The sequence below is a fragment of the Macrococcus bovicus genome (assembly GCF_004359575.1).
Taxonomy (GTDB): domain Bacteria; phylum Bacillota; class Bacilli; order Staphylococcales; family Staphylococcaceae; genus Macrococcus; species Macrococcus bovicus.
This window is the reverse complement of sequence record NZ_SCWF01000001.1, coordinates 352,722-372,447: the sequence shown is the minus strand read 5'-3', so window position 1 is coordinate 372,447 and position 19,726 is coordinate 352,722. Positions and strand designations below refer to the sequence as shown.

Genomic DNA, 19,726 nt, shown 5'->3' with positions numbered 1-19,726 from the left:
GGATAATCCCCTGATTTAGCTTGCTTCACAAGCATATTGATCACCATCTCTGTCCATTTTCGATTGGTATGCAGGATGTCCTGCTGGTACTCCTGCAGGATAGACTGAACGTAATTCAGTACAGTTAGAGAAGCCAGTCTGAACTTGTTCCTGTGGCTGTTGAACCGGTGCAGGTGCAGCAGTTGGAGGTTCAGTGGTCACAGGTTCTGCCGTTGGAGCTTCAGTCGAGCTTTGCTCTTCAAATGCACTATCTAAAGACCAGATGCCAATTTTTTCAGATTTAGCTTTAGCTTCAGCTGCTTTTAACTTATCGAGGTGTCGTGTGTTAGGTGGGTAAATGTAAGTGACTTGTGCAAGTCCTTCTCTAGCTAGGATCTCGTTAATCATCTTACCGTCAGCATAGATATATGCTAGTTGTCTTTGATATCTATCTTGCTTTTCACCGATATCGTATTCTACTTCAATTTTGTTAGCACTCGATAATAATTCATTTGTTCTTGCTGATGCTTCTGGACCATACGGCTGTACACCCATTCTAGGATGTTTCGTTTCAGGTGTATCTACTAAAAGGAAACGGAAAGTCTTTTCTTCTCCATTTACTATAAGTTTTGCAGTATCACCATCAACCGCTTTGGCAAAAGTGGCAGAGATTAACCCGTTTGTTGCAGGCGAAGAAGTTCTTTGTTTTTCATCTTTCTCTTTATCGTTGGTTACACCATCACCATCCCGGTCATTTTTAACAGTAACTTTCGATTCAGGTTTCTCTGTACTTGGTTTTTCAGTTTTAGGTTCTTCAGTACTTGGCTTCTCAGTGGAAGGCTCTTCAGTGGTAGGTTTCTCAGTGGTAGAAATTTCTTCAGTACTTTCAGTTGTATTTGTGCTTGCTAATTTATCGGCTCCATCTGGTGTTTCATCAGCATTACTTGCAGCAACTACTGAAGAAAATATAAGCATCAAAAAGGAAACAAGTACGCCTACAAGAGGTTTTCTAACATTCCTTTTTTTTGTAGCGTTGAATATCGACATGCCAGCGAAAGCAATAAATCCAGTCAAAGCTGCAAGTACCATCAAAGTACCGATAACCATGGCTGCTGTATTTGGTAACAACGTAAAGACAAGAAATAACAAAGTTAGATAAATCAAAGTTGCAGTAATCATTTTTAGTGGTGATCCACTTCTGAAACCAGCAATTTTTTGATAAAACTTGCGGTCAAGATAAAGAGAATCGATGTTATTTGACTTTAAATAGTTCTCAAAAGCATCTGTGTTACCGTTGACTCTTAAAATCTGACCGTTATCAAAATGATAAACTCTACTCATTGCAAACTTATCGATATCAACATTTCTGATTTCATTCAAATTGAATGAAGAAATTATTTTATGTCCTGTTACTTCTTCATATTTCTCAGTTTTAGATTTGCCATCTGATGCCTTTATTACACGTTCTTTTTTGACAAGATCGAATTCAGTTAAATCAAATACTCTTTCATCTTGTTTAATGATAATGTATTGATTGCTTGAAAACTTTTTTAAGTCCGCACCTTCAATAAAATCAAACTGGACGCCATTTCTCCTTAAATATTCTTTTATCAACTGCTCAGTATTCAATTTTCCATCCCTCTTCTTATAGTTTTTTTATATCTAACGGCTCAAAGCCAATTAAATATCCCTCATACTCAATCCATAAACCAAACTTACTTTTATAGTCCTCAATCACAATAGAGAAGTAACTGCGATCAATCTCCAGATGCAAACACATCGCATAGATGTCACCCCAGCAGCCATTTTCATAACAATCAATAAGCTGTTCGAGTGGTATCAAGAGTTTGTGTCCAAAGCGACGAGCGCGCAATTCCTGACGAGCTGCATTAACATTGTACGGCTTACGGTAATAACCTGTAATATCTGTTGTTGTAGTCACATGATGTCCGAACTCTTCACCAAGGATGCCATTTTCTAAATAATAATTGAGTTTGTCAGTTAGCAAAATTAAACCATTTGGATGTAAGTGATTCCGTTCATATAAACCGCCAAACTTTACAGGCATCATTGGATCATACTGTACTGAAACTTCAGGAAATTGATTAACTAGCTTCTCTCTGACCTGCATGGACCATAACCCCTTTACTTACGGTTCTTGCGTAAACTCTTTCTCATTTCTATGTAAGCGAGAATTTCTTCAATCTCTTCTTCAGTTGCGTCATCGTCGATATGAGCAGCAATGACTTCAACCGTTTGGTTGTCATGAAAATCTTCTGCAGATGAATTGTCAATATTAAGAACATCTTCAGTTTTAATGTTTAATCCTTTACAAATCTTAATGACGTTCTCAACCTTTGCATTCATAATTCCTCTTTCAAGAATTGATCTTACAGTTGTATAAGGAAGATTGATTTCTTCGGCAAAAGCTTTAACGCTACCAGATTTTTTCTCCATTAAAGATTTAAGATGATTTTCTTTTGACATTTTATTTACCTCATTTCTACTTTGTACCTATATATTAACATTCGAAAAATCGTATATCAAGCAAATAATAATAAAAAAATACGAATTTTAGTGTTGACATAATACGAAAATTCGTATATATTGAAATCAGGCCCTTAAAGCCTTATATTTTTTAATTATAAATACGAAAATTCGTATTTAAGAAGGAGGGAGGACTATGTTGACAAATCTAGAAAAAGTCAGAAAAGAAAAAGGTGTTTCATTAGTAGACATGGCTGACGTACTTAAATTAAGATATCAGACCGTTTCCGACAAAATTAACGGTGTTTCTGATTTTAAGTTTGGTGAAGCTGTTCTGATTAAAAACACATTCTTTCCTGAATATGAAATCGAGTTTCTATTTGCAAGAGAAAATGAATTTCAAGAAGCATAAGGAGGTTATCACATGCAAATCACGATTGAGCTTGAAAGCTTCCAGGACTTCATTAACGAACAAGTGCAGGAAGCTTTGAAAGAAGCTGCACCTGTAACAAAGTACTGGGGCGTTAAAGATGTTGTTGAGTCACACCTACCGCTGAAAAGTAAAAATGCTGTTAAAGATCTTCTGAAGTTTTATCAAAAGGAAATAAATGAATTTGTTCACATTTCGGCTGGTAGTGGTGATGAGTATGTTCTTAAAGCTAAGGAATTTTGTGAATGGTTCGACAGCAACTACAAACGAATTATGGATGACAAAAAATTGTGGAGGGTGAGCTGATGATCATCAGATTAAGCAAGAAAGTAATGCCTTCTGCGGTCTTCATCAATACATTTCTTCTCATGATGCTGGTGAACGCAAGTAACTATAATGACTACACTTTTACAGGGTGCTTGATGGTAGCTGGAGCGGTTGGTTTCTTTACATGGCTAGGACTTGAAGGGAGGTGAGTAGGATGAAGAAAGTGAAAATTAGTTTCCATATTTGGATACCTGATTTTGTATATAAATTGTTGATGAAAAAAGACCACAAGAGCTGCAACTCATGCGGTCAAATAATCCTTAAATCACATAACTATTGTAAATATTGTGGTCAGTCTAACCCCAAATAGACTTTTTCACGGCTTCACTGACAACGTCAACGAATATATTTTTTAAACCATTTTGCACAGTTTCGGCTGCTTTTGGTACATAAGTCTTGTACTTTGCAACTGCAACTGGAGTAGCCGGTGTTTCTACCATCAAGTCTGGAAAAGCATTTTTAATTATTAACTTATGTTCTTCTGAAATGTTTTCATCAAGTGATAATAATTCGACCGCATTGTTAATCACACGCTCAGTCCAAGGGTATGCGTGTCCACACTCCTGACAATGGCTTGGACGTTGATAGGTTCCTCCTATCACCATTATTGAGGGTTCATGATATTCACCTTCAATAGCAGCATCACAATTTGTACAACTAGAAATCGTTTGTGATCCACATTCTTTACAGTGTTTCTGATAATTTTTATCCCAATTTGATACAACATGTCCGTTTAAACAAATAGTTGCTCCTCGGTAATATCCCATAAATACACCTCCTTCCCTAAGGAGATTATACCAATTAACTCTAAAGGAGGTGAGAACGATTGAGACTACCATTTCTACAAAAAAGACCGAAGCAAGTAGCAAAGTTCAAGTTTCACGAAAAAGGAATATACAATGCCGCTCTTATTAAATACCGAAACAATCCACGTTACAGAGTGGTCGAAGAAGATACTTACTTCCTTGATGACAAAGGTGGACGAATCACATTTTATTGCAAATAAAAAACGCCCTGACGGCAATCAGGACGCAAAGATAATAACTCACAAAAAGAATAACACAAGAAAGGAATTTTGAAAATGCCGGAAGTTAAACCTAATGATGCCCTTATATTAATGGGCTATGGATTCAAGCAGAATCCCATGGATCCTAAGCGATTCAACAAGCATATCAAGAATGGGCGATTAGTGGTTCAGTTCAACGAAAGAGAAGGCTGGTCCGGAAGAGCATTCAATCGTTCTCTAGCAGTTACAACTGAAATTACTTGCAACACAATGCAGCCGATTCTTGATGAACTGAAGAAAGAGGAAGGGAGACTGAAAGATGAAACTTACGCTGCTCAAGCTAGCTATGGACCACTTCGCAGGATTGAAAAGTAAAGGCTTTGACTTTGATGGTAAAGATGCAGCTATCTATGGTGCGAATGCTGCAGGTAAAACGACAACTGCAGTTGCCTTACAGTGGCTGCTCTTTGATAAAAACTTGGCTGGAAAGACAATCAATGTTGTTCCGGTTGATGAAAATAATCAGGAACAATATGAACGGGTACCAACTGTAACAGCTGAATTTGATATGGATGGCCAGAAGTTGGTGCTGAGAAAAGAATCACATCCGAAGTATTCAAAGAATCAGATGACCGGTGCGAAAGAATACACGAAGAGCCGGACATCCAAGCAGTATATTAATGATGTCCCGACTACAATCACCAACTATAAAAAAGAAATAGCGAATCTGATTGATGAGAACATCTTCAAACTAGTTACAAATCCTCAGTCATTCAATGATCTGCACTGGTCTGAGCGACGCAAGATGTTATTTGAAATCTGCGGCAATGTCAGCGATGAAGACATCATTGAGGGCAACTCTGACCTTCATCCTCTTAAGAAATATCTTGAAGGCAAGAAGATTGAGGACCAGAAGAAGGTAGTCAAGGACAAGCTGGCTAAGACCAATGCTGATATAGAGGATATACCGGTCAGAATCAATGAAGCACAGAAAAGCATCATCGAAGTGCGGGCGATTGATGAAGAAGAACTTCATCATCTACAGCAGTTGAATAAACAGCTTGAAGCAGAAATTGTAGACATCGAGAATGGTGTAGAAGAAGTAAGAATGAGAAACGAGATCAGTGAACTGAGAGGGCAACTGGCACAGTTTGAACGCAATCATGACAGTAACAATCACAACAAAGTGTTGCAGCTGAAATCGAAGTTAGATTTGTCGAAGTCCAACCAGATGAATATCAATTCACAACTAAAGAGAGTTGAGGATGACATTGAGGATCAGAAGAGAAGGCGAACAAGTAAACTGGCCCAATACAAAGAACTCACACAAGATATTGAACTTGTACACCAAAGAACATTCACGCATGACGATGAACAATCATGCCCGTGTTGTGGTCAAGAGATTCCGGAAGCCCAGAAAGCAGATGCAAGACAGAAAGCACTAGAACACTTTAACCAGGATAAATCACAGACACTTGAAAACCTACAACGTAAGCGAAATGAAATCAAACAGCAGGGCGCAACATTCAAGCCTGCCATCGCTGCACTTGAAAAGAAGAAAGAAACACTTGATCAGCAGTCTGCAGATATACAGCGAGAGATTGACAGCTTGAACATTCAGATTACTGATGCAGAGAACAAGATTAGTGATGTGACACAGACAGATGAATATAACGAAATACTGCAGAAGATTGCTGATATTAACAGACAACGTAATGAAATCAGCAAAGTGAATGCTGAAAAGATTGCAGAACTGCAGCAGAAGATTGACACGAACAACAGAGAAATTTCTTTCATGCTGGAATCACAGGCTGACATTAAGGCGAACGCAAGATCAACAGAGCGCGTGAAGAATCTGCGAGAGGAAGAAGAGCGCTTAGTAGAAGTGAAAGAAGAGTTGCACTACCAACTCCATCTAATAGATCAGTTCAATCAGTCTAAAGTGAAGACGATTGAAAATACGATTAATGACAAGTTTAAGATGGCTAGATTCAAGTTATTTGACGAATTGAAAAACGGCAACATCGAAGAGACATGCATCACGACAGTAGACGGCGTTGAATATGACAAAGGCCTGAACAACGCAGCAAGAATTAATGTCGGTCTCGACATCATCAATACGTTATCCAAGCACTTTGATTTTTACGCTCCAATCTTCATCGACAACGCTGAGTCCGTCACAGATGTTCTGGAGACAGAATCACAGCAGATTAAGTTGATTGTGAGCGAGAAGGATGAAGAGTTAAGACTTACTATTTCTCAGAATCAAAGCTAGCTTTCTGCCATGCTCGGTAAGGCCACTAACATAAAATTCGTTAGGTAAGTGATTGATTCGATTGCCTGAAATGTAATTTTTAGATTTCATATCCTCTAATAATAATAGAGTACTAAAAAGGTTTGTATCAAAAGAATATTTCTTTAGGAGATTGTTTATGTCTGAGACATTGAGAATTATCCCAGACATATCCAATAAGTACTCTAAAATAACATTAACTTTTTTCTGATCGGTTTTCATATTTTCACCACCTTGTTATAAATTACAAAAATTATACCAATAAAAGGAGCAATAAACATGACAAATCAAATCTTAGTTAAAAATCAAAAAATGGGTAACGACGTGCTTGCTCGAGTAAAAAGCCTGGAGTCTCAAGGAGACCTAAAATTTCCGGCCAACTATTCACCTGAAAATGCAATGAAATCCGCAATGCTTACGCTGCAGGATTTAAAAGGATCTAAAAAAGATGGTTATAAGCCGGCGCTTGAGTTCGCAAATCCAAACAGTGTGGCCAACGCATTGATGGACATGGTCGTACAGGGATTGAATCCGGCAAAGAACCAGGGTTACTTCATCATGTACGGTGACAAGGTTCAGTTTCAGCGTTCATATCTCGGAACAATGTCAGTGACTAAGCGTGTGACTGGATGTGAAGAGATTAATGCAGAGGTCATCTTTGAAGGTGATGACGTTAAGTATAAGACTAAAAACGGTAAGATTGTTGATCTCGGACACAGTCAGTCCTTTGGTAATCGCGACACTAAGAAGATTTTAGGAGCTTATTGCACAGTAGTATTTAAAGACGAATCAAAGAACTATACAGAGATTATGACCATTCAGGAAATCGAAGAAGCGTGGAAACAATCTCAGATGGTATATGAAGGCAAGTTCAGAGAAGATGGCACTCATAGAAGATTCCCACAGGAGATGGCCAAGAAAACAGTCATTAACCGGGCATGTAAGAAACTGTTGAACAGCTCAGATGATTCTAGTCTTCTGCAGCAAGAAATCTATAAATCAGATGGACGTCAGCGCAAAGAAATCTTTGATGCAGAGATTGAAGAAGTGGCCAATAAAGAAGAACTGGACTTTGAACATGATGTCGAAGATGCACAGTACACAGACGTGAGTGATTTTCCGGAAGTACCTGCAGAAGAGCCGGCGACTGCAGTGCAGCCATCACCTGAAAGTGAAGAAGAACCATTTTAATCACTACAATCGGTTCAGGGTCATCGGGTAACTGCTATCACATATCCGATGGCCAGACTGAACTGTTGCTCGAAGCCGGTATTAATTTCAAAACAGTTCAGAAGGCACTTAACTTTAAAACAAACAAAGTGAAAGGTGTATTAGTAACTCACGAACACCTGGATCATGCAGAATTTCTTTCACAGTACATGGCTCACGGACTTGATTGCTATATGACACCAGGCACGGCAGAGGCGACTGATATGGATGAGCATCATCGGCTACATCAAGTGAAGATTAAAGAGATTTTTGTAATAGACACCTGGATCATCATGCCTTTCGACGTTGAACACGATGCTGCAGAACCATGTGGCTATCTCTTGCAAAGCGAGCTTGGATATAAGCTGTTGTTTGTAACTGACACTTACTATGTACGTTACAAGTTCAAGGGCATCACGCATATGATGCTAGAAATCAACTATCTGTATGAGCAGATGCAGCGGAACATTCAGGAAGGTAAGCTTCATCCAGGGCTGGCCAGACGAATCATGAAATCACATTTCAGTCTGGAACATGCATCGAACTTTCTGCAGGCAACAGACATAAGTAAGCTACAGGCGATTCATCTGATTCATTTATCCAAAAACAATTCAAATGCTCCACTGATTAAGGATTCAATACAAAAGATAGCGGGTGTCCCCGTTTATATAGCAGGAGGAAAGCAATGAATAAATGCACATTCATAGGGCGAATAACCAAGGACCCTGAGTTCAGGATTACGCCATCCGGAACTGAAGTTATCAGCTTTGATTTAGCAGTACAGCGTTCATTTAAAAATAATGACGGCGAATATGAAGCAGACTTCATCCGCTGCGTTGCCTTCAAGAAAACTGCAGAGTTCATCAACAAGTACGCAAAGAAGGGCTATGTGATGGCAGTTGAAGGCGAGATGCGCAATAACAACTATGAGGATAACAACGGTGTAAAACATTATGGCATGCAGCTGATCGTGAATAACGTCAATTCAACAGTCCTCTTCCTGAATAAGAAGAATAACCAAGAGGATGAATCGAGTTCTGCAGGCTATGACTACGGAACATCGAGAACAAGCCAGGGACAGAACACAAGTCCAGCAGCAGGAACGACAGCGAATCCCTTTGCAAATGGTGGACCGATTGATATTAATGATGACGATTTACCTTTCTAAACCAGTCAGCTAAGAAAGCGAGGTGTAAGTTATGGCTGGTTGGATTAAGTTACATCGTCAGGTTATGGACCATTGGATTTGGGAGGATCCAGTCAGATTTAAATGGTGGATGGAAATTATATTGCTGACTAATCACACTGAGAAGAAAACAATGATAGGTGGCAACTTAGTAACCATAAAGCGAGGTACTTTCCATACATCCGAACTGAAACTTGCTGAACGCTGGGGTGTTTCAAGAAACAGAGTAAGACGCTTTCTGGAGTTACTCGAATCCGATGACATGATTAGTACAAAAAAGACAGTAAACGGAACAACCATAAAAGTGCATAACTACGACGTTTATCAAGGAAATGAAGAGATAAAAAAACAGCAGACGATACAACGAACGGAACAGCAGATAGAACAACGAGTGGAACAACAGACGGAACATCGAACGGACATCGAACGATACAAGACTAAGAATGTAAAGAATGATAAAGAATTAAAGAATGAAAAGAATGTAAGAAGTATTGTATACGACGACACTTTTCAGGAAGTCTTTCAGAGTTATCAGGAAAACATTGAAATGAATCCATCGCCTATGACGATTCAAAAAATTCAACATGACTTTGATTCATATGGTAAGGAGATCATGATGCATGCAATCGAGAAATCAGCATTCGGAGGCAATCATGATTATAAATTTATCAATTGGCTCTTGAATGATTGGAAGAAACGTAACCTAAAGACTGTAGATGCTATCAAAGTATATGAACAGCAGCGGCAGACTAAACAAACTTACAGCAACAAACCAAATCAACCTGCAGAAATAACACCAGCTTGGATAAATGATCTAGAGAATAATAAGCAGCAGGAACAACGTGCAATGACACCTGAAGAAATTGCAAGAGGTGAAGCACTTAAAAAGAAGATTGCTAATTTCAGAGGCGAGGAAGATAAAGAAGCCGACGAAAAACGAAAACTTGAAGAAGAACTGAAAAACTTCTGGAAGGAGTAATAAACATGAAATATGTAGCAGGCACAGTAAGCATCAAGAGCAATCCAACATACGCACCTAAGATTGATTACGGTAAAAGAGATTCTATCTTCATCCCACGCATAGACCGCAAGCCTCAGAAAGTGCATCCGGCACCTAATGCAAAAGCAACGAACAAGTACCTAGAAATGATGTTTGGAGGATGGAACTGATGAAACCACAAAAAGGCGAATACTATGAACTGCTATTCATGCCTGAAGATAACCGACTCTTTCAGGTCAGAAGATTCTACCGCAAATATAAACAACCCTGGGCGATGGTCAGAAGTGAGAAGCTGCAGAAAAACTTCCCTATCCCGGTTAAAGTCCTGAAATCAGAACATTGCAGAAAGACAGAGCCACCTGTTAAAGAGCCTACGGTTATTCAACAGGATGACCTGCCGGCTATCGTCAAACACCTGGATCAGCCGGATGAAGTTGAGGGAATGAAAAAACCAATAAAAAAGGAATCGGCATTCACGAAAGCTGTTAATTTCTTTGGTCGTATTCGAGGTAAGAGAAATGTCTAAGAAGAAAGAACGCAACATTCTGGAAGAAGTGAAAAGATTACTGGGGAGGTAAAGAAGTGACACCTCACAAATTCACGATTAACTACATCAATAAAAAACACTATGAAAAACCGATGGCTTCGTCAAGACCACGAGCAAGAATAGTTAAAGCAAAAGGTAAGCCGCCGTTTGTACAGTTCTATATGAATAAAGAGTATATGGCACATAAGGATTTCATCCAGCGTCAGATGCCTAAACTTGAGCTGGAAGGACAAATCAAATTAACCGTACTCTTCGAAATGCCAATGCTGAAATCATGGAGCAATCCACAGAAAGCAAGGATGCTGAAAGCCTTCCACTCAAAGAAGCCAGACATCGACAACCTACTGAAGACAGTCCTCGATGCTGCTAACGGCCACATATGGAAAGATGATGGTCAGGTCGTCGAACTGCACTCAGCCAAGCGTTATAGCAATACACCCAAAATAATAATTAAACTGGAGGAAATATAAATGAGTGTTATGAGAAACATTAAACTTGCAGATGAATTGATTACTAAGACTTTTGGAGTGGACGGCAATGTAGTACGTCTACTTAAGTTTCAAGTGGATAAGACAAAAGTATTATTCGTAATTGAACGTGGCTCCATTACTGCTCAATTCGATTTAAGGGAAGGCAAGGTCATCCATAAGATAGATGGGGATAATGTGCCGTTTGAAACACAGAATATTTTATATGATCAAGCACAATATATTAGACGTCAACTCTTCAAAGATGAAGATGATGATCAGATGACCATGGACGATTATGAAGATGATATTATCGATGCGGATTTCAGAGAAGTAAATGATGAGGAACAACTGACACTTGAAGGTAGTGAGACACTTATGATTGAGACGACTGATGAAACACTTGATAACCTCTCTGAAGAAGATGTGGATATTGAAGATGAAGAGTCAGACAACATTGAAATTGTTGAACAGGAGGAAGATTTTAAGGTAGGAGATAAAGTGGTTTTGAAGACAGATGAAGGAGAAAACTATTTTGCAGATACTGTCATTAAAGTGACATCTGTTTCAATCTATGTCGGCATTGCAGGTACTGGCATTAAAGCAGTAGGTACTGTAAGAATCAACAGAGATACGATGATGGATTCTGATGAGAAATACAAGCTTCTCAAAACTGAGGAGGGTGAACAGAATGATTAAGGTAATTTCATTTCTATTAGGGTGGACACTCATCGACATCTTTATTCTGAAAGTATTTCAGAACTCTGGTCGTGGTTAACACAAATAAAAAAGAGCCTTCCCGGCTCATTGGTTAATCTACTGACAATAAATTATACCACAGACGGGAGGCTCACTATGATTGATTTGTTGATGCAGTATAGGCAGACCCGAAAAGAAACGAAGAAACTTCTTGACCACACAACTGATGAATATGAACTAAAGATTCTCAGAAGTATTATTGTAGATCTTGACTACTCGATTGACTGGATGCAGAAAGGGCATGCACCTAATTCTAATGCTATCGACAAGATTCAATGCTATGTGATTAATCCGACAACTATTGAAGCAGTGATTGATTCATCCGGATACAATAAAGTATCTGACGATGAGTACCAGGATTTTATCAGAGATGTGAACAATCCTATAAGTCATGCACTAAGAAAGCTGACTCAGAAAGAGTTGGAAGTATTCCTGATGATTGAATGCGAGAAGATGAGATATACAGAAGTAGCTGAACTCTTAGGTGTAGGCAAGAGTACTATACAAAAGAACGTTGAACGAAGTAAAGAGAAAATAAGAAATGAATTAGAATCAAATCTATTTCTGTAACTGTCCGCACTTGTCGTACAAATGTACATAAGTGTACGGTATGAAAAGACATTCTTAATTGAATGTCTTTTTATTTATATCATAACTACAGGTGATCCATATGTATCTAGACTGACACAGTCTTTAATCTAGGAGAGAGCATAGTATGTACGACACAGTGAAGGAACGCATCAAGTTCTACAAGTCGTCGCCATGGAGACGTAAGCGTGAAGAGATACTGAAGCGAGACAACTACGAATGCCAGGAGTGTAAACGAAATGGCAAGGTATCTATCGACTACAATCGTTTCAACATTGATACTGCTCAGGAACGCAAGCACAAGTATTTGGACGTTGACCATATTGAAGAGTTGCAGAACAGACCAGACTTAGCATTAGTTGATAGCAACTTGATTACGCTATGCATCAAGTGTCATAACAAAAAGCACGACCGTTATCAGGGCAAGAAGAAAAGGTGGAATGATGAGCGATGGTAAGTCATAAGAATATGCATGAGTACATTGAACAAAAACTAAAAGAAACAATGTACACACCGACATTCACCGAACAGATACAACATAAAGAAAGAATGAAAAATAAATCAAGACAGTTTATCAGAAGAAAATGAAGGACACCCCCCGGTCGAAAAATTTCAACCTGAAAATGAGGTCGTGGGAAACGGCATAGGGGTCGATTGTCCAACTATTTTAATAAAAATTCGTATATAGGGGGGTGGCAGAATGACAGTAGCGATTTCACGTCTTAGAGAACAGCTGGAGGAACATATAGACATTGATGATTATCAGCAGGTCGAGAAGGTCGAAAGATATATTGAGTTGGTCAAGATGTTCCGGAAGATAAAAGCACAAGTGAATAAAGATGGTCCAGTTGTAAAGACGGTCAACGGCTCACAGACATTTACTAAGAGTCACCCTCTGCTTGCTGATATGACAAGGATTAACACGTCCCTCCTGGCAATAGAGAAGACGATTTACACGACCAGGAACACTCAAGATGAAGATATTGTCGACAGCAAAGTTACTTATAAATCCGATGATCTTCTATGAAAATTCCGGCATATGTCACTGACTACATTCAGGCTTACAGGGACGGTAAGATTAAGTTTAATAAAGAAAGAGTGTGGTTAGTTGAGTATCTTGAGCAGCATATTCTTAACAGGGAGGACCTTTATTTTGATGAAGATAAGATAGAAAAATGTATTAAATTCATCGAAAAATGGCACTTTAAGTTAGAATTATTTCAGAAATTTTTTATTTGTTTCATCTTTTTGTATAAAAGTAACGGAAATGTCTTCTACAGGCGTTTTCTTTTTTTGGTCGGACGGGGCGGTGGTAAGAATGGATTGCTTTCTGGAATCGCTCATTTCCTAATGACAGAGTTTCATGGCGTTCCTAAATATAATGTCTCCATTGTTGCAAACTCGGAGGACCAGGCAAAGACATCGTTTGAAGAGATATACGACGCTATTGACCTAAGCAAGAAGCAGAACACAACATTGCATAAAGCATTTGCGACTAATCTACAGAAGATACAGTCTAGAGCAACAAAAAGTATTCTGCGTTATAGAACGTCCAATGCAAGTACAAAAGATGGTCTTCGTGATGGATGTGTTATATACGATGAAATTCATCAGTACACAGACAACGCAACTGTTCGAGTGTTTTCTTCTGGTTTAGGTAAGAAGAAAGATCCGCGAGAGTTCTTCCTTGGGTCTAACGGCTATGTACGAGGTGGTTACCTCGATAGCATGTTAGAAAAAGCGTTAGGTGTGCTGAAAGGGATGTTTCCAGATAGCAATCTGTTTCCTTTTATCTGTAAGTTGGATGAAGCTGACGAGGTGGACGATACAGATAACTGGCAGAAAGCTAATCCAATGTTTGAACTTCCTCTAAGTCCATACGCTGAAACACTCTATGAAACAATGCTTGATGAATATGCTGATTTTGATGATGCAAGTGTCAGAGAAGAATTTATGACGAAACGGATGAATATTCCTGAAGTTGATGAAAGTAAAATCATTGCACCATGGGAAGACATCTTGGCCACTAATCGGCTTATGCCAGATTTGTCTCAGCGAATGTGTATCGGCGGTCTTGATTATGCTTCAGTGAAAGATTTTGCAGCTGTTGGTTTATTATTTCGAAAAGGTGATGAATACTTTTGGAAAACACATTCATTTGTTCTCCGGAACTTTCTCAAGAAAGTAAAAATTGATGCACCTATTGAAAAATGGGAGAAAGATGGTTTACTTACAATTTTAGATGACCCTACTATTCATCCGACAGTTGTTGTTAACTGGTTTACTGAAATGAGTAAAGAATATGGTCTTGAAAAAGTAATTATGGATAATTACAGGTCAGAACTTTTAAGAACATATTTTGAAGAAGCAAATATTGATTATGAAGTAATAAAAAATCCTAAAGCAATTCATGATCTGCTGCATCCACGCATTGAAACAATTTTCTCTAACCATTTGCTTGTTCTGGAAGACAACCCTTTAATGCGATGGTATATCAATAATGTCGCTGTCAAAGTAAATCATTCAACCGGAAAACGCGAGTATATCAAAAAAGATGAATTTAAACGTAAGACAGATGGCTTCCACGCTTTCTTGCACGCACTCTATAGAGCGGATGAAATCATAGATTTTGACGTTAACGAAGCATTCGACATGCTTGATGCGCTCGACTTTTAAGGAAGGAGGTGAATAAATGGGTATACTGGATATTTTCGCACTGCGAGCGCGATCAGAAGAAGCATCTTACATTCTTGACCTGGATCTCGTGCAGGACCTGTCAGCACGCTCCTACCTAAAACGGATGGCGCTGCAGACAAGCATTGAATATCTGGCCAGGGCAATCGCTCAGACCAGGTTTATTGTGAAAGGCACCAACAAGGCAGAACAGGACGCGCTCACTTACAAGCTTAATGTCCGGCCGAATACAGATCAGAGTGCAGCGAACTTTTGGCATGAAGTGATGACTAAATTGATTTATGACGGTGAAGTTCTGATTATCCAGACTGACACTAAGGATTTAGTCGTAGCCACGGATTTTCAGCGGGATGAAATGGCACTCTATGATGACACATTTTCTGATGTCTATGTCAAAGATTATAAGTATGAACGTGTCTTTAAGATGAGTGATGTCATCTATATGAAGTACGCGAATCAGAAGCTAGAACGATTTGTTGACGGTCTTTTTGCAGACTATGGCGAGATGTTCGGACGGATGATTGATAGACACTTGCTCAACAATCAGATTCGCGGTACGGTGTCGATGCCAATTAAAGGCAGCACATACACAGCTGATCAGATTGCACGTTTGAACGAATTTGTTAAGCGACTCTATAACTCTTTTGATAAGCCGGTGGCCATCGTGCCACAGGCGGCCGGAATCGAGTATAAGGATATTCCATTCGGAGGCAGCAACCAGGAATTTAAGGAGCTGAACGAACTCAAGAAGTCAGTGACTGAAGACGTGGCCAGAATGATTGGCATTCCGCCGGTGCTTATCTCCGGCGAGATGGCAGACCTGGAGAATGCCATGACATCATTTAATAAGTATTGTCTCGGTTATTTTTTAAAGCTGATCAATGACGAGATGAATGCGAAGTTCTTCGAGCCGGATGAATATCTCAGTGGAGCGAAGATTAAGATGATTGGAATCAACAAGAAGGATCCATTAGAGCTTGCTACAGCGGTAGACAAGCTTAGGGCAAGCGGAACCTTTACCGGTAATCAGATACGCGAAATGCTGGGCGAAGAAGCGGTTGATAACGTGGAGCTTGATAAGTATGTGATTACGAAGAACTATCAATCTGTAGAAACTGTAGCACTGGAAGGAGGTGATAACAAATGACAAAGAACAGTATCTTGATGCTGAAACAGGAAGGCACGGTCGGAACTATCGATATTTATGGAGAAATTGTTCCGGAAGGCTGGCGCTGGTTCGAAGATGAAGTCTCCGCCTATAGCTTCAAAAGTCAGCTTGAGAGATTTGAGGGTGTCACTGAAATCGTCCTTAACATTAACTCTCCTGGTGGTGAAGTCTATGAAGGTGTAGCCATCTACAATATGCTGAAGCGACATCCTGTTAAAGTCACTGCAAACATTGACGGGTTATGTGCAAGTGTGGCCACAATCATCGCAATGGCAGCTGATGAAATCAACATGCCGGAAAATGCAATGATGATGGTCCATAATGCGATGATGGGTGTGTTTGGCAATCATAATGATTTCCGTGAAGCGGCTGACTATCTTGAAAAGCTAACTGATACAGTGACGACTGCGTATCTCGATAAGTCCGAAAAACTCAATAGAGAAACTCTTAAAGCCTTATTGGATGCAGAAACTTGGTTGACTGCGGAAGAGGCTTTTTCTTATGGATTAATCGACAATGTTATCACTGCGAATAAGATGGTTGCATGTGCGACTAAGGAGCAATTATCGAAGTACAGCAAGACGCCAGCTAAGGTATTTAATTCTGCAGGTAGAGCAGAGTTACTTAATGCATATGCTGATGATCAGCTCATTGAACAGCGTATCAAATTGGTTGAAACACCTGAAGAAACTAGCAATGTTAAAGGGTTAGATATAAACCTTCAGCTTTCACAAGGATATAAAGAAATGATGAATATGCTTGAAGAAGTAAGAATATTACTTCTAAACGAAAGGACCCCAAACATTGACGAACGAAAAATTGAACAACCAAAACAAAAATTTAGATATTACTAGGAGGAAATCAAATGGCTATTAAGTTTACAAACACAGATTTACAAATGGCTGCAGAAGAAAAACGACAGGCTTATTTAACAGCTGTTCGTGAAGGTAAGGAAGCAAAAGAAATAGAAGAACTGCAAGGCGAATACATGAAAGCTTACGCGGAAGGTCTGAAAGATGAAGTAATGCAAACGGCACGCGGTGAATACAATGATGCATCAAGTGACATGAATGTTAAATTACAGCGTGGCAATAATGTGCTTCTTGCAGAAGAACGTAAATTCTTCAAGATGCTTGTTGAAGATGATGCGAATTATGATTTATATAAAAAAGGCGAGCTGATTCCTAAGACAACTGTAGAACGAATCTTTGATGATATTAAAGTGGAACGTCCGCTGTTAAATAAAATCAACTTTAAGCTGGGTGGCTTAAAAACTCGACTCATTCTTGCAGATCCATCTGGTCAAGCGGTATGGGGTGAAATCTTCGGTAAGATTCAAGGTCAAATCGGTGCATCTATCCGTGCTATTGAGTTCACTCAGAACAAGTTAACAGCATTCGCGATTGTACCTAAAGATTTAATAGAGTTCGGACCGGAATGGGTGGAACGATTTGTTCGTCTGCAGCTTGTTGAAGCAATTGGTCAAAAGATTGAAGAAGGCGTTGTTAAAGGTGGCGGTTCTACTGTCCATCAACCTGTCGGTCTTATGAAACAAATGACATACGATGAGGACGGAAATGTTACAGGTGTAAAAGACAAAGTTTCATCTGGAAAATTAACTTTCGCTGATGATAAAACGACAGCTAAGGAGTTAGCTGGTGTAGGTACACTTTTATCTGTTACGGAAAAAGGTAAGCCTGTCAATGTCAGAGGTAAAATCTCAATGCTTGTTAGCCCAGCCGATTCGTTTTCTGTTGAAGCTTCAAATACAATTCAGACGCAAAATGGCTTATGGATTACATCATTACCTTACAACATTGATCCAGTTGTATCTGAATTCGTACCATCGGCTAAGGTTGTACCATTCGTAGGTTCTCGTTACGAAGCGGTTCATACAGGCAATGTAGAAATTAAAGGTTATGATCAGACGCTTGCGCTTGAAGACTGTGATTTATTTATCACGAAACATTTTGCTCATGGTCAGCCTTTAGATAACAAAACTTCTTTAGTTTATGATCTTGCTATTCCTGGTATGCCTGCTCCAGTAGTCTAAGAAATGAGGTGGTAGCATGACTATCACGACAGCACATGTAGAGGAGTTTAAGGATGATAATCGCATCTCGCACTCCTCTGAAGATAAGAAAATCACAAGAATGTTAGAGGCATCATATGCGGACATAAAGAGCCGATGTGGTGCCTTTGAAATTGACAGTAATGCACTCGGTAAAGACTTGGTTTATCAGCAGACACGCTATCGATTTAATGACATGTTGGAGTACTTCTATGACAACTTTCTTTCTGAGATTAACAACCTCGGTATCAGCTTGATTGAGGTTCCGGATGAGGTGGTCTAATGGTCAGGACACCACTTTCTCGTAATACAGGCAGTTCTTTGATTACACCTCTTAAACGTGCAGCGAAGAACTTACGCGATCTCGATACTGAGGTCACGTTCTACAAGTTCATCGCGACAGACGGTCCGGAAGCCGGGGAAGTTGAAGAGAAAGTACTCTTTGAATGCATGGCAGAAGTCGATACGGTGTGGCTCAGAGATTTAGAACAGGCTATCGCGAATGGCACTGAATCTAATCTGAAGATATTTATCCGCGATACGCTGGGTGAGTACGTGCCGAACGGAGACACAGACTATGTTTCCATCAACTATTACATGTTCCAGGACAAGCGCTTCAATATTCTTAATGTGCAGCCTGATCCGAGAGACAAACGATTCATCATGATTACTGCAGGTGTGAAAGATGCCGATTGAATTAGAAGGCCTTGAAGCATTCGAGCGGAGTCTTGAAAGTCGTTTTGGACGAGAGGCAAGACGGGAAATTACTGATAAAGCTCTTGTTATCGGAGCGCAAGTGATAGTGGAATACATTAAGAGTCAAATGGAGTCCTTTGCTGATACCGGTGCATCTATTGATGAAATTAAGATATCTGAACCGATGTGGATTCGAGGAAATCGCACAGTCAAGATTTACTGGCAAGGACCTAAAGACCGTTATCGTTTAATCCATCTCAATGAACGTGGCCATTATGACCGGTCAGGCAAGTGGGTTGAGACTAAAGGTAAAGGTGCTATAGACCGTGCAATGCGTGCAGGACGTGAAGCTTATTTTGAGGCGATCAAGATAGCGATAGGAGGGATGATATGACAGTAGATATACTGACAATAGTATATGATGCCATTAAGGACGATGAAGTGATAGCGAAGTATGTGGGTAATCGTATCAAGTTCAATGATTATCCGGATGCATCTTCTATGGCAGAACCTTATATCGTGTTGGATGACATTGATGATCCTGTACCTATCGCTTACATTGACGGCGATGAGTCAGCTTATTCCTACATTGTCCAGGTCGATGTATTTGTAAAGTACAGCACAGCATATAAGGCCCGTTTAGTACGAAATGAACTGTCGAATAGAATCCAGCGATTGTTGTGGGAAAAGTTAAAGATGGGTAACGTCACCAACTTCAAGCCGGATTATAATCGCGATTTAAAACTTTATAGTAGCACTCGACGCTACGAAACGATCATTTACAGGGATGACCTTAAGTCATCTCTTTTTTAATTCTTA

30 protein-coding genes are annotated in these 19,726 nt (G+C 39.5%); 25 read left to right on the top strand and 5 right to left on the bottom strand.

The features are described from left to right. Positions 1 to 15: 15 nt before the first annotated feature. Genes ERX55_RS11515 through ERX55_RS11645 form a run of 3 tightly spaced genes read right to left on the bottom strand, consistent with a single transcriptional unit; the run spans position 16 to position 2,466 of the window. A complete protein-coding gene (locus ERX55_RS11515) occupies positions 16 to 1,608 on the bottom strand; it encodes a thermonuclease family protein (RefSeq protein WP_243721429.1) in 1,593 nt (530 codons plus the stop codon). 16 nt (positions 1,609 to 1,624) lie between these two features. Next, a complete protein-coding gene (locus ERX55_RS02125) occupies positions 1,625 to 2,110 on the bottom strand; it encodes a hypothetical protein (protein ID WP_133450925.1) in 486 nt (161 codons plus the stop codon). A gap of 14 nt (positions 2,111 to 2,124) precedes the next feature. Beyond that, positions 2,125 to 2,466, bottom strand: coding sequence for a helix-turn-helix domain-containing protein (locus ERX55_RS11645; protein WP_133450924.1), 342 nt, complete (start codon positions 2,464 to 2,466; stop codon positions 2,125 to 2,127). Between the two features lie 196 nt (positions 2,467 to 2,662). Here ERX55_RS11645 and ERX55_RS02115 point away from each other — a divergent pair, with 196 nt between their 5' ends. From ERX55_RS02115 to ERX55_RS11380, 3 genes are read left to right on the top strand one after another with little or no spacing between them, the layout of a single operon-like run. After that, on the top strand, positions 2,663 to 2,878 hold the full coding sequence (locus ERX55_RS02115; protein WP_133450923.1) for a helix-turn-helix domain-containing protein: 216 nt from the start codon (positions 2,663 to 2,665) through the stop codon (positions 2,876 to 2,878). 12 nt (positions 2,879 to 2,890) lie between these two features. Continuing rightward, positions 2,891 to 3,202 carry a DUF771 domain-containing protein gene (locus tag ERX55_RS02110; protein ID WP_133450922.1) on the top strand — a complete coding sequence of 104 codons (312 nt, stop codon included), beginning with the start codon at positions 2,891 to 2,893 and terminating at the stop codon, positions 3,200 to 3,202. Next, positions 3,202 to 3,372: a hypothetical protein gene (locus tag ERX55_RS11380; RefSeq protein ID WP_165983677.1), complete on the top strand. Its 171-nt coding sequence runs from the start codon at positions 3,202 to 3,204 to the stop codon at positions 3,370 to 3,372. The genes ERX55_RS02110 and ERX55_RS11380 overlap by 1 nt, the downstream gene beginning before the upstream one ends. A 147-nt stretch (positions 3,373 to 3,519) precedes the next feature. On the opposite strand, the gene ERX55_RS02105 is transcribed toward ERX55_RS11380, so the two are convergent. Then, positions 3,520 to 3,990: a DUF2321 domain-containing protein gene (locus ERX55_RS02105; protein ID WP_165983676.1), complete on the bottom strand. Its 471-nt coding sequence runs from the start codon at positions 3,988 to 3,990 to the stop codon at positions 3,520 to 3,522. A 59-nt stretch (positions 3,991 to 4,049) separates the two neighbouring features. On the opposite strand from ERX55_RS02105, the gene ERX55_RS02100 reads away from it, so the two are divergent. From ERX55_RS02100 to ERX55_RS02090, 3 genes are all read left to right on the top strand, one after another. Beyond that, positions 4,050 to 4,229: a hypothetical protein gene (locus ERX55_RS02100; RefSeq protein WP_133450920.1), complete on the top strand. Its 180-nt coding sequence runs from the start codon at positions 4,050 to 4,052 to the stop codon at positions 4,227 to 4,229. 75 nt (positions 4,230 to 4,304) lie between these two features. Further along, positions 4,305 to 4,604 (top strand): hypothetical protein, encoded by a 300-nt coding sequence (locus tag ERX55_RS02095; RefSeq protein WP_133450919.1) that lies wholly within the window; start codon positions 4,305 to 4,307, stop codon positions 4,602 to 4,604. After that, positions 4,549 to 6,504 (top strand): AAA family ATPase, encoded by a 1,956-nt coding sequence (locus ERX55_RS02090; RefSeq protein WP_133450918.1) that lies wholly within the window; start codon positions 4,549 to 4,551, stop codon positions 6,502 to 6,504. Before ERX55_RS02095 ends, ERX55_RS02090 begins: the two co-directional genes overlap by 56 nt. Here the strand turns inward: ERX55_RS02090 and ERX55_RS02085 are convergent. Then, positions 6,472 to 6,744 carry a hypothetical protein gene (locus tag ERX55_RS02085; RefSeq protein ID WP_133450917.1) on the bottom strand — a complete coding sequence of 91 codons (273 nt, stop codon included), beginning with the start codon at positions 6,742 to 6,744 and terminating at the stop codon, positions 6,472 to 6,474. The two genes, ERX55_RS02090 and ERX55_RS02085, sit on opposite strands and share 33 nt — an antisense overlap. Before the next feature lie 57 nt (positions 6,745 to 6,801). Here ERX55_RS02085 and ERX55_RS02080 point away from each other — a divergent pair, with 57 nt between their 5' ends. From ERX55_RS02080 to ERX55_RS01990, 19 genes are all read left to right on the top strand, one after another. Continuing rightward, positions 6,802 to 7,713 carry a recombinase RecT gene (locus tag ERX55_RS02080; RefSeq protein WP_133450916.1) on the top strand — a complete coding sequence of 304 codons (912 nt, stop codon included), beginning with the start codon at positions 6,802 to 6,804 and terminating at the stop codon, positions 7,711 to 7,713. Then, complete coding sequence (locus ERX55_RS02075) at positions 7,707 to 8,420, top strand: MBL fold metallo-hydrolase (RefSeq protein ID WP_133450915.1); 714 nt, start codon at positions 7,707 to 7,709, stop codon at positions 8,418 to 8,420. The genes ERX55_RS02080 and ERX55_RS02075 overlap by 7 nt, the downstream gene beginning before the upstream one ends. Next, positions 8,417 to 8,899, top strand: coding sequence for a single-stranded DNA-binding protein (locus tag ERX55_RS02070; RefSeq protein WP_133450914.1), 483 nt, complete (start codon positions 8,417 to 8,419; stop codon positions 8,897 to 8,899). Before ERX55_RS02075 ends, ERX55_RS02070 begins: the two co-directional genes overlap by 4 nt. A 31-nt stretch (positions 8,900 to 8,930) precedes the next feature. Further along, positions 8,931 to 9,896: a DnaD domain protein gene (locus tag ERX55_RS02065; RefSeq protein ID WP_133450913.1), complete on the top strand. Its 966-nt coding sequence runs from the start codon at positions 8,931 to 8,933 to the stop codon at positions 9,894 to 9,896. 5 nt (positions 9,897 to 9,901) lie between these two features. After that, on the top strand, positions 9,902 to 10,087 hold the full coding sequence (locus tag ERX55_RS02060; RefSeq protein WP_133450912.1) for a hypothetical protein: 186 nt from the start codon (positions 9,902 to 9,904) through the stop codon (positions 10,085 to 10,087). Beyond that, a complete protein-coding gene (locus tag ERX55_RS02055; protein ID WP_133450911.1) occupies positions 10,087 to 10,443 on the top strand; it encodes a hypothetical protein in 357 nt (118 codons plus the stop codon). Before ERX55_RS02060 ends, ERX55_RS02055 begins: the two co-directional genes overlap by 1 nt. Positions 10,444 to 10,556: 113 nt before the next feature. After that, entirely contained in the window at positions 10,557 to 10,934 is a 378-nt protein-coding gene (locus ERX55_RS02050; RefSeq protein WP_133451063.1) for a RusA family crossover junction endodeoxyribonuclease, read from the top strand. Continuing rightward, positions 10,935 to 11,630: a hypothetical protein gene (locus tag ERX55_RS02045; protein WP_133450910.1), complete on the top strand. Its 696-nt coding sequence runs from the start codon at positions 10,935 to 10,937 to the stop codon at positions 11,628 to 11,630. A gap of 156 nt (positions 11,631 to 11,786) precedes the next feature. Continuing rightward, entirely contained in the window at positions 11,787 to 12,260 is a 474-nt protein-coding gene (locus ERX55_RS02040; RefSeq protein ID WP_133450909.1) for a sigma factor-like helix-turn-helix DNA-binding protein, read from the top strand. A 145-nt stretch (positions 12,261 to 12,405) separates the two neighbouring features. Further along, complete coding sequence (locus ERX55_RS02035; RefSeq protein ID WP_133450908.1) at positions 12,406 to 12,735, top strand: HNH endonuclease; 330 nt, start codon at positions 12,406 to 12,408, stop codon at positions 12,733 to 12,735. Positions 12,736 to 12,978: 243 nt separating this feature from the next. Beyond that, positions 12,979 to 13,305 (top strand): P27 family phage terminase small subunit, encoded by a 327-nt coding sequence (locus ERX55_RS02030; protein ID WP_243721427.1) that lies wholly within the window; start codon positions 12,979 to 12,981, stop codon positions 13,303 to 13,305. Further along, positions 13,302 to 14,954, top strand: coding sequence for a terminase TerL endonuclease subunit (locus ERX55_RS02025; protein ID WP_133450907.1), 1,653 nt, complete (start codon positions 13,302 to 13,304; stop codon positions 14,952 to 14,954). Before ERX55_RS02030 ends, ERX55_RS02025 begins: the two co-directional genes overlap by 4 nt. 16 nt (positions 14,955 to 14,970) lie before the next feature. Continuing rightward, positions 14,971 to 16,119: a phage portal protein gene (locus ERX55_RS02020; protein ID WP_133450906.1), complete on the top strand. Its 1,149-nt coding sequence runs from the start codon at positions 14,971 to 14,973 to the stop codon at positions 16,117 to 16,119. Beyond that, positions 16,116 to 16,994 carry a head maturation protease, ClpP-related gene (locus ERX55_RS02015; RefSeq protein ID WP_133450905.1) on the top strand — a complete coding sequence of 293 codons (879 nt, stop codon included), beginning with the start codon at positions 16,116 to 16,118 and terminating at the stop codon, positions 16,992 to 16,994. Before ERX55_RS02020 ends, ERX55_RS02015 begins: the two co-directional genes overlap by 4 nt. 11 nt (positions 16,995 to 17,005) lie before the next feature. After that, positions 17,006 to 18,193 carry a phage major capsid protein gene (locus tag ERX55_RS02010; RefSeq protein ID WP_133450904.1) on the top strand — a complete coding sequence of 396 codons (1,188 nt, stop codon included), beginning with the start codon at positions 17,006 to 17,008 and terminating at the stop codon, positions 18,191 to 18,193. Between the two features lie 16 nt (positions 18,194 to 18,209). Then, positions 18,210 to 18,494 carry a hypothetical protein gene (locus ERX55_RS02005; RefSeq protein WP_133450903.1) on the top strand — a complete coding sequence of 95 codons (285 nt, stop codon included), beginning with the start codon at positions 18,210 to 18,212 and terminating at the stop codon, positions 18,492 to 18,494. Then, the gene (locus tag ERX55_RS02000; protein ID WP_133450902.1) at positions 18,494 to 18,907 is read left to right on the top strand and encodes a phage head completion protein; all 414 of its coding nucleotides are present in this window, start codon (positions 18,494 to 18,496) and stop codon (positions 18,905 to 18,907) included. Before ERX55_RS02005 ends, ERX55_RS02000 begins: the two co-directional genes overlap by 1 nt. Further along, entirely contained in the window at positions 18,897 to 19,301 is a 405-nt protein-coding gene (locus tag ERX55_RS01995) for a hypothetical protein (RefSeq protein WP_208001494.1), read from the top strand. The genes ERX55_RS02000 and ERX55_RS01995 overlap by 11 nt, the downstream gene beginning before the upstream one ends. Then, the gene (locus ERX55_RS01990; protein WP_133450901.1) at positions 19,298 to 19,720 is read left to right on the top strand and encodes a hypothetical protein; all 423 of its coding nucleotides are present in this window, start codon (positions 19,298 to 19,300) and stop codon (positions 19,718 to 19,720) included. Before ERX55_RS01995 ends, ERX55_RS01990 begins: the two co-directional genes overlap by 4 nt. Positions 19,721 to 19,726: the final 6 nt, after the last annotated feature.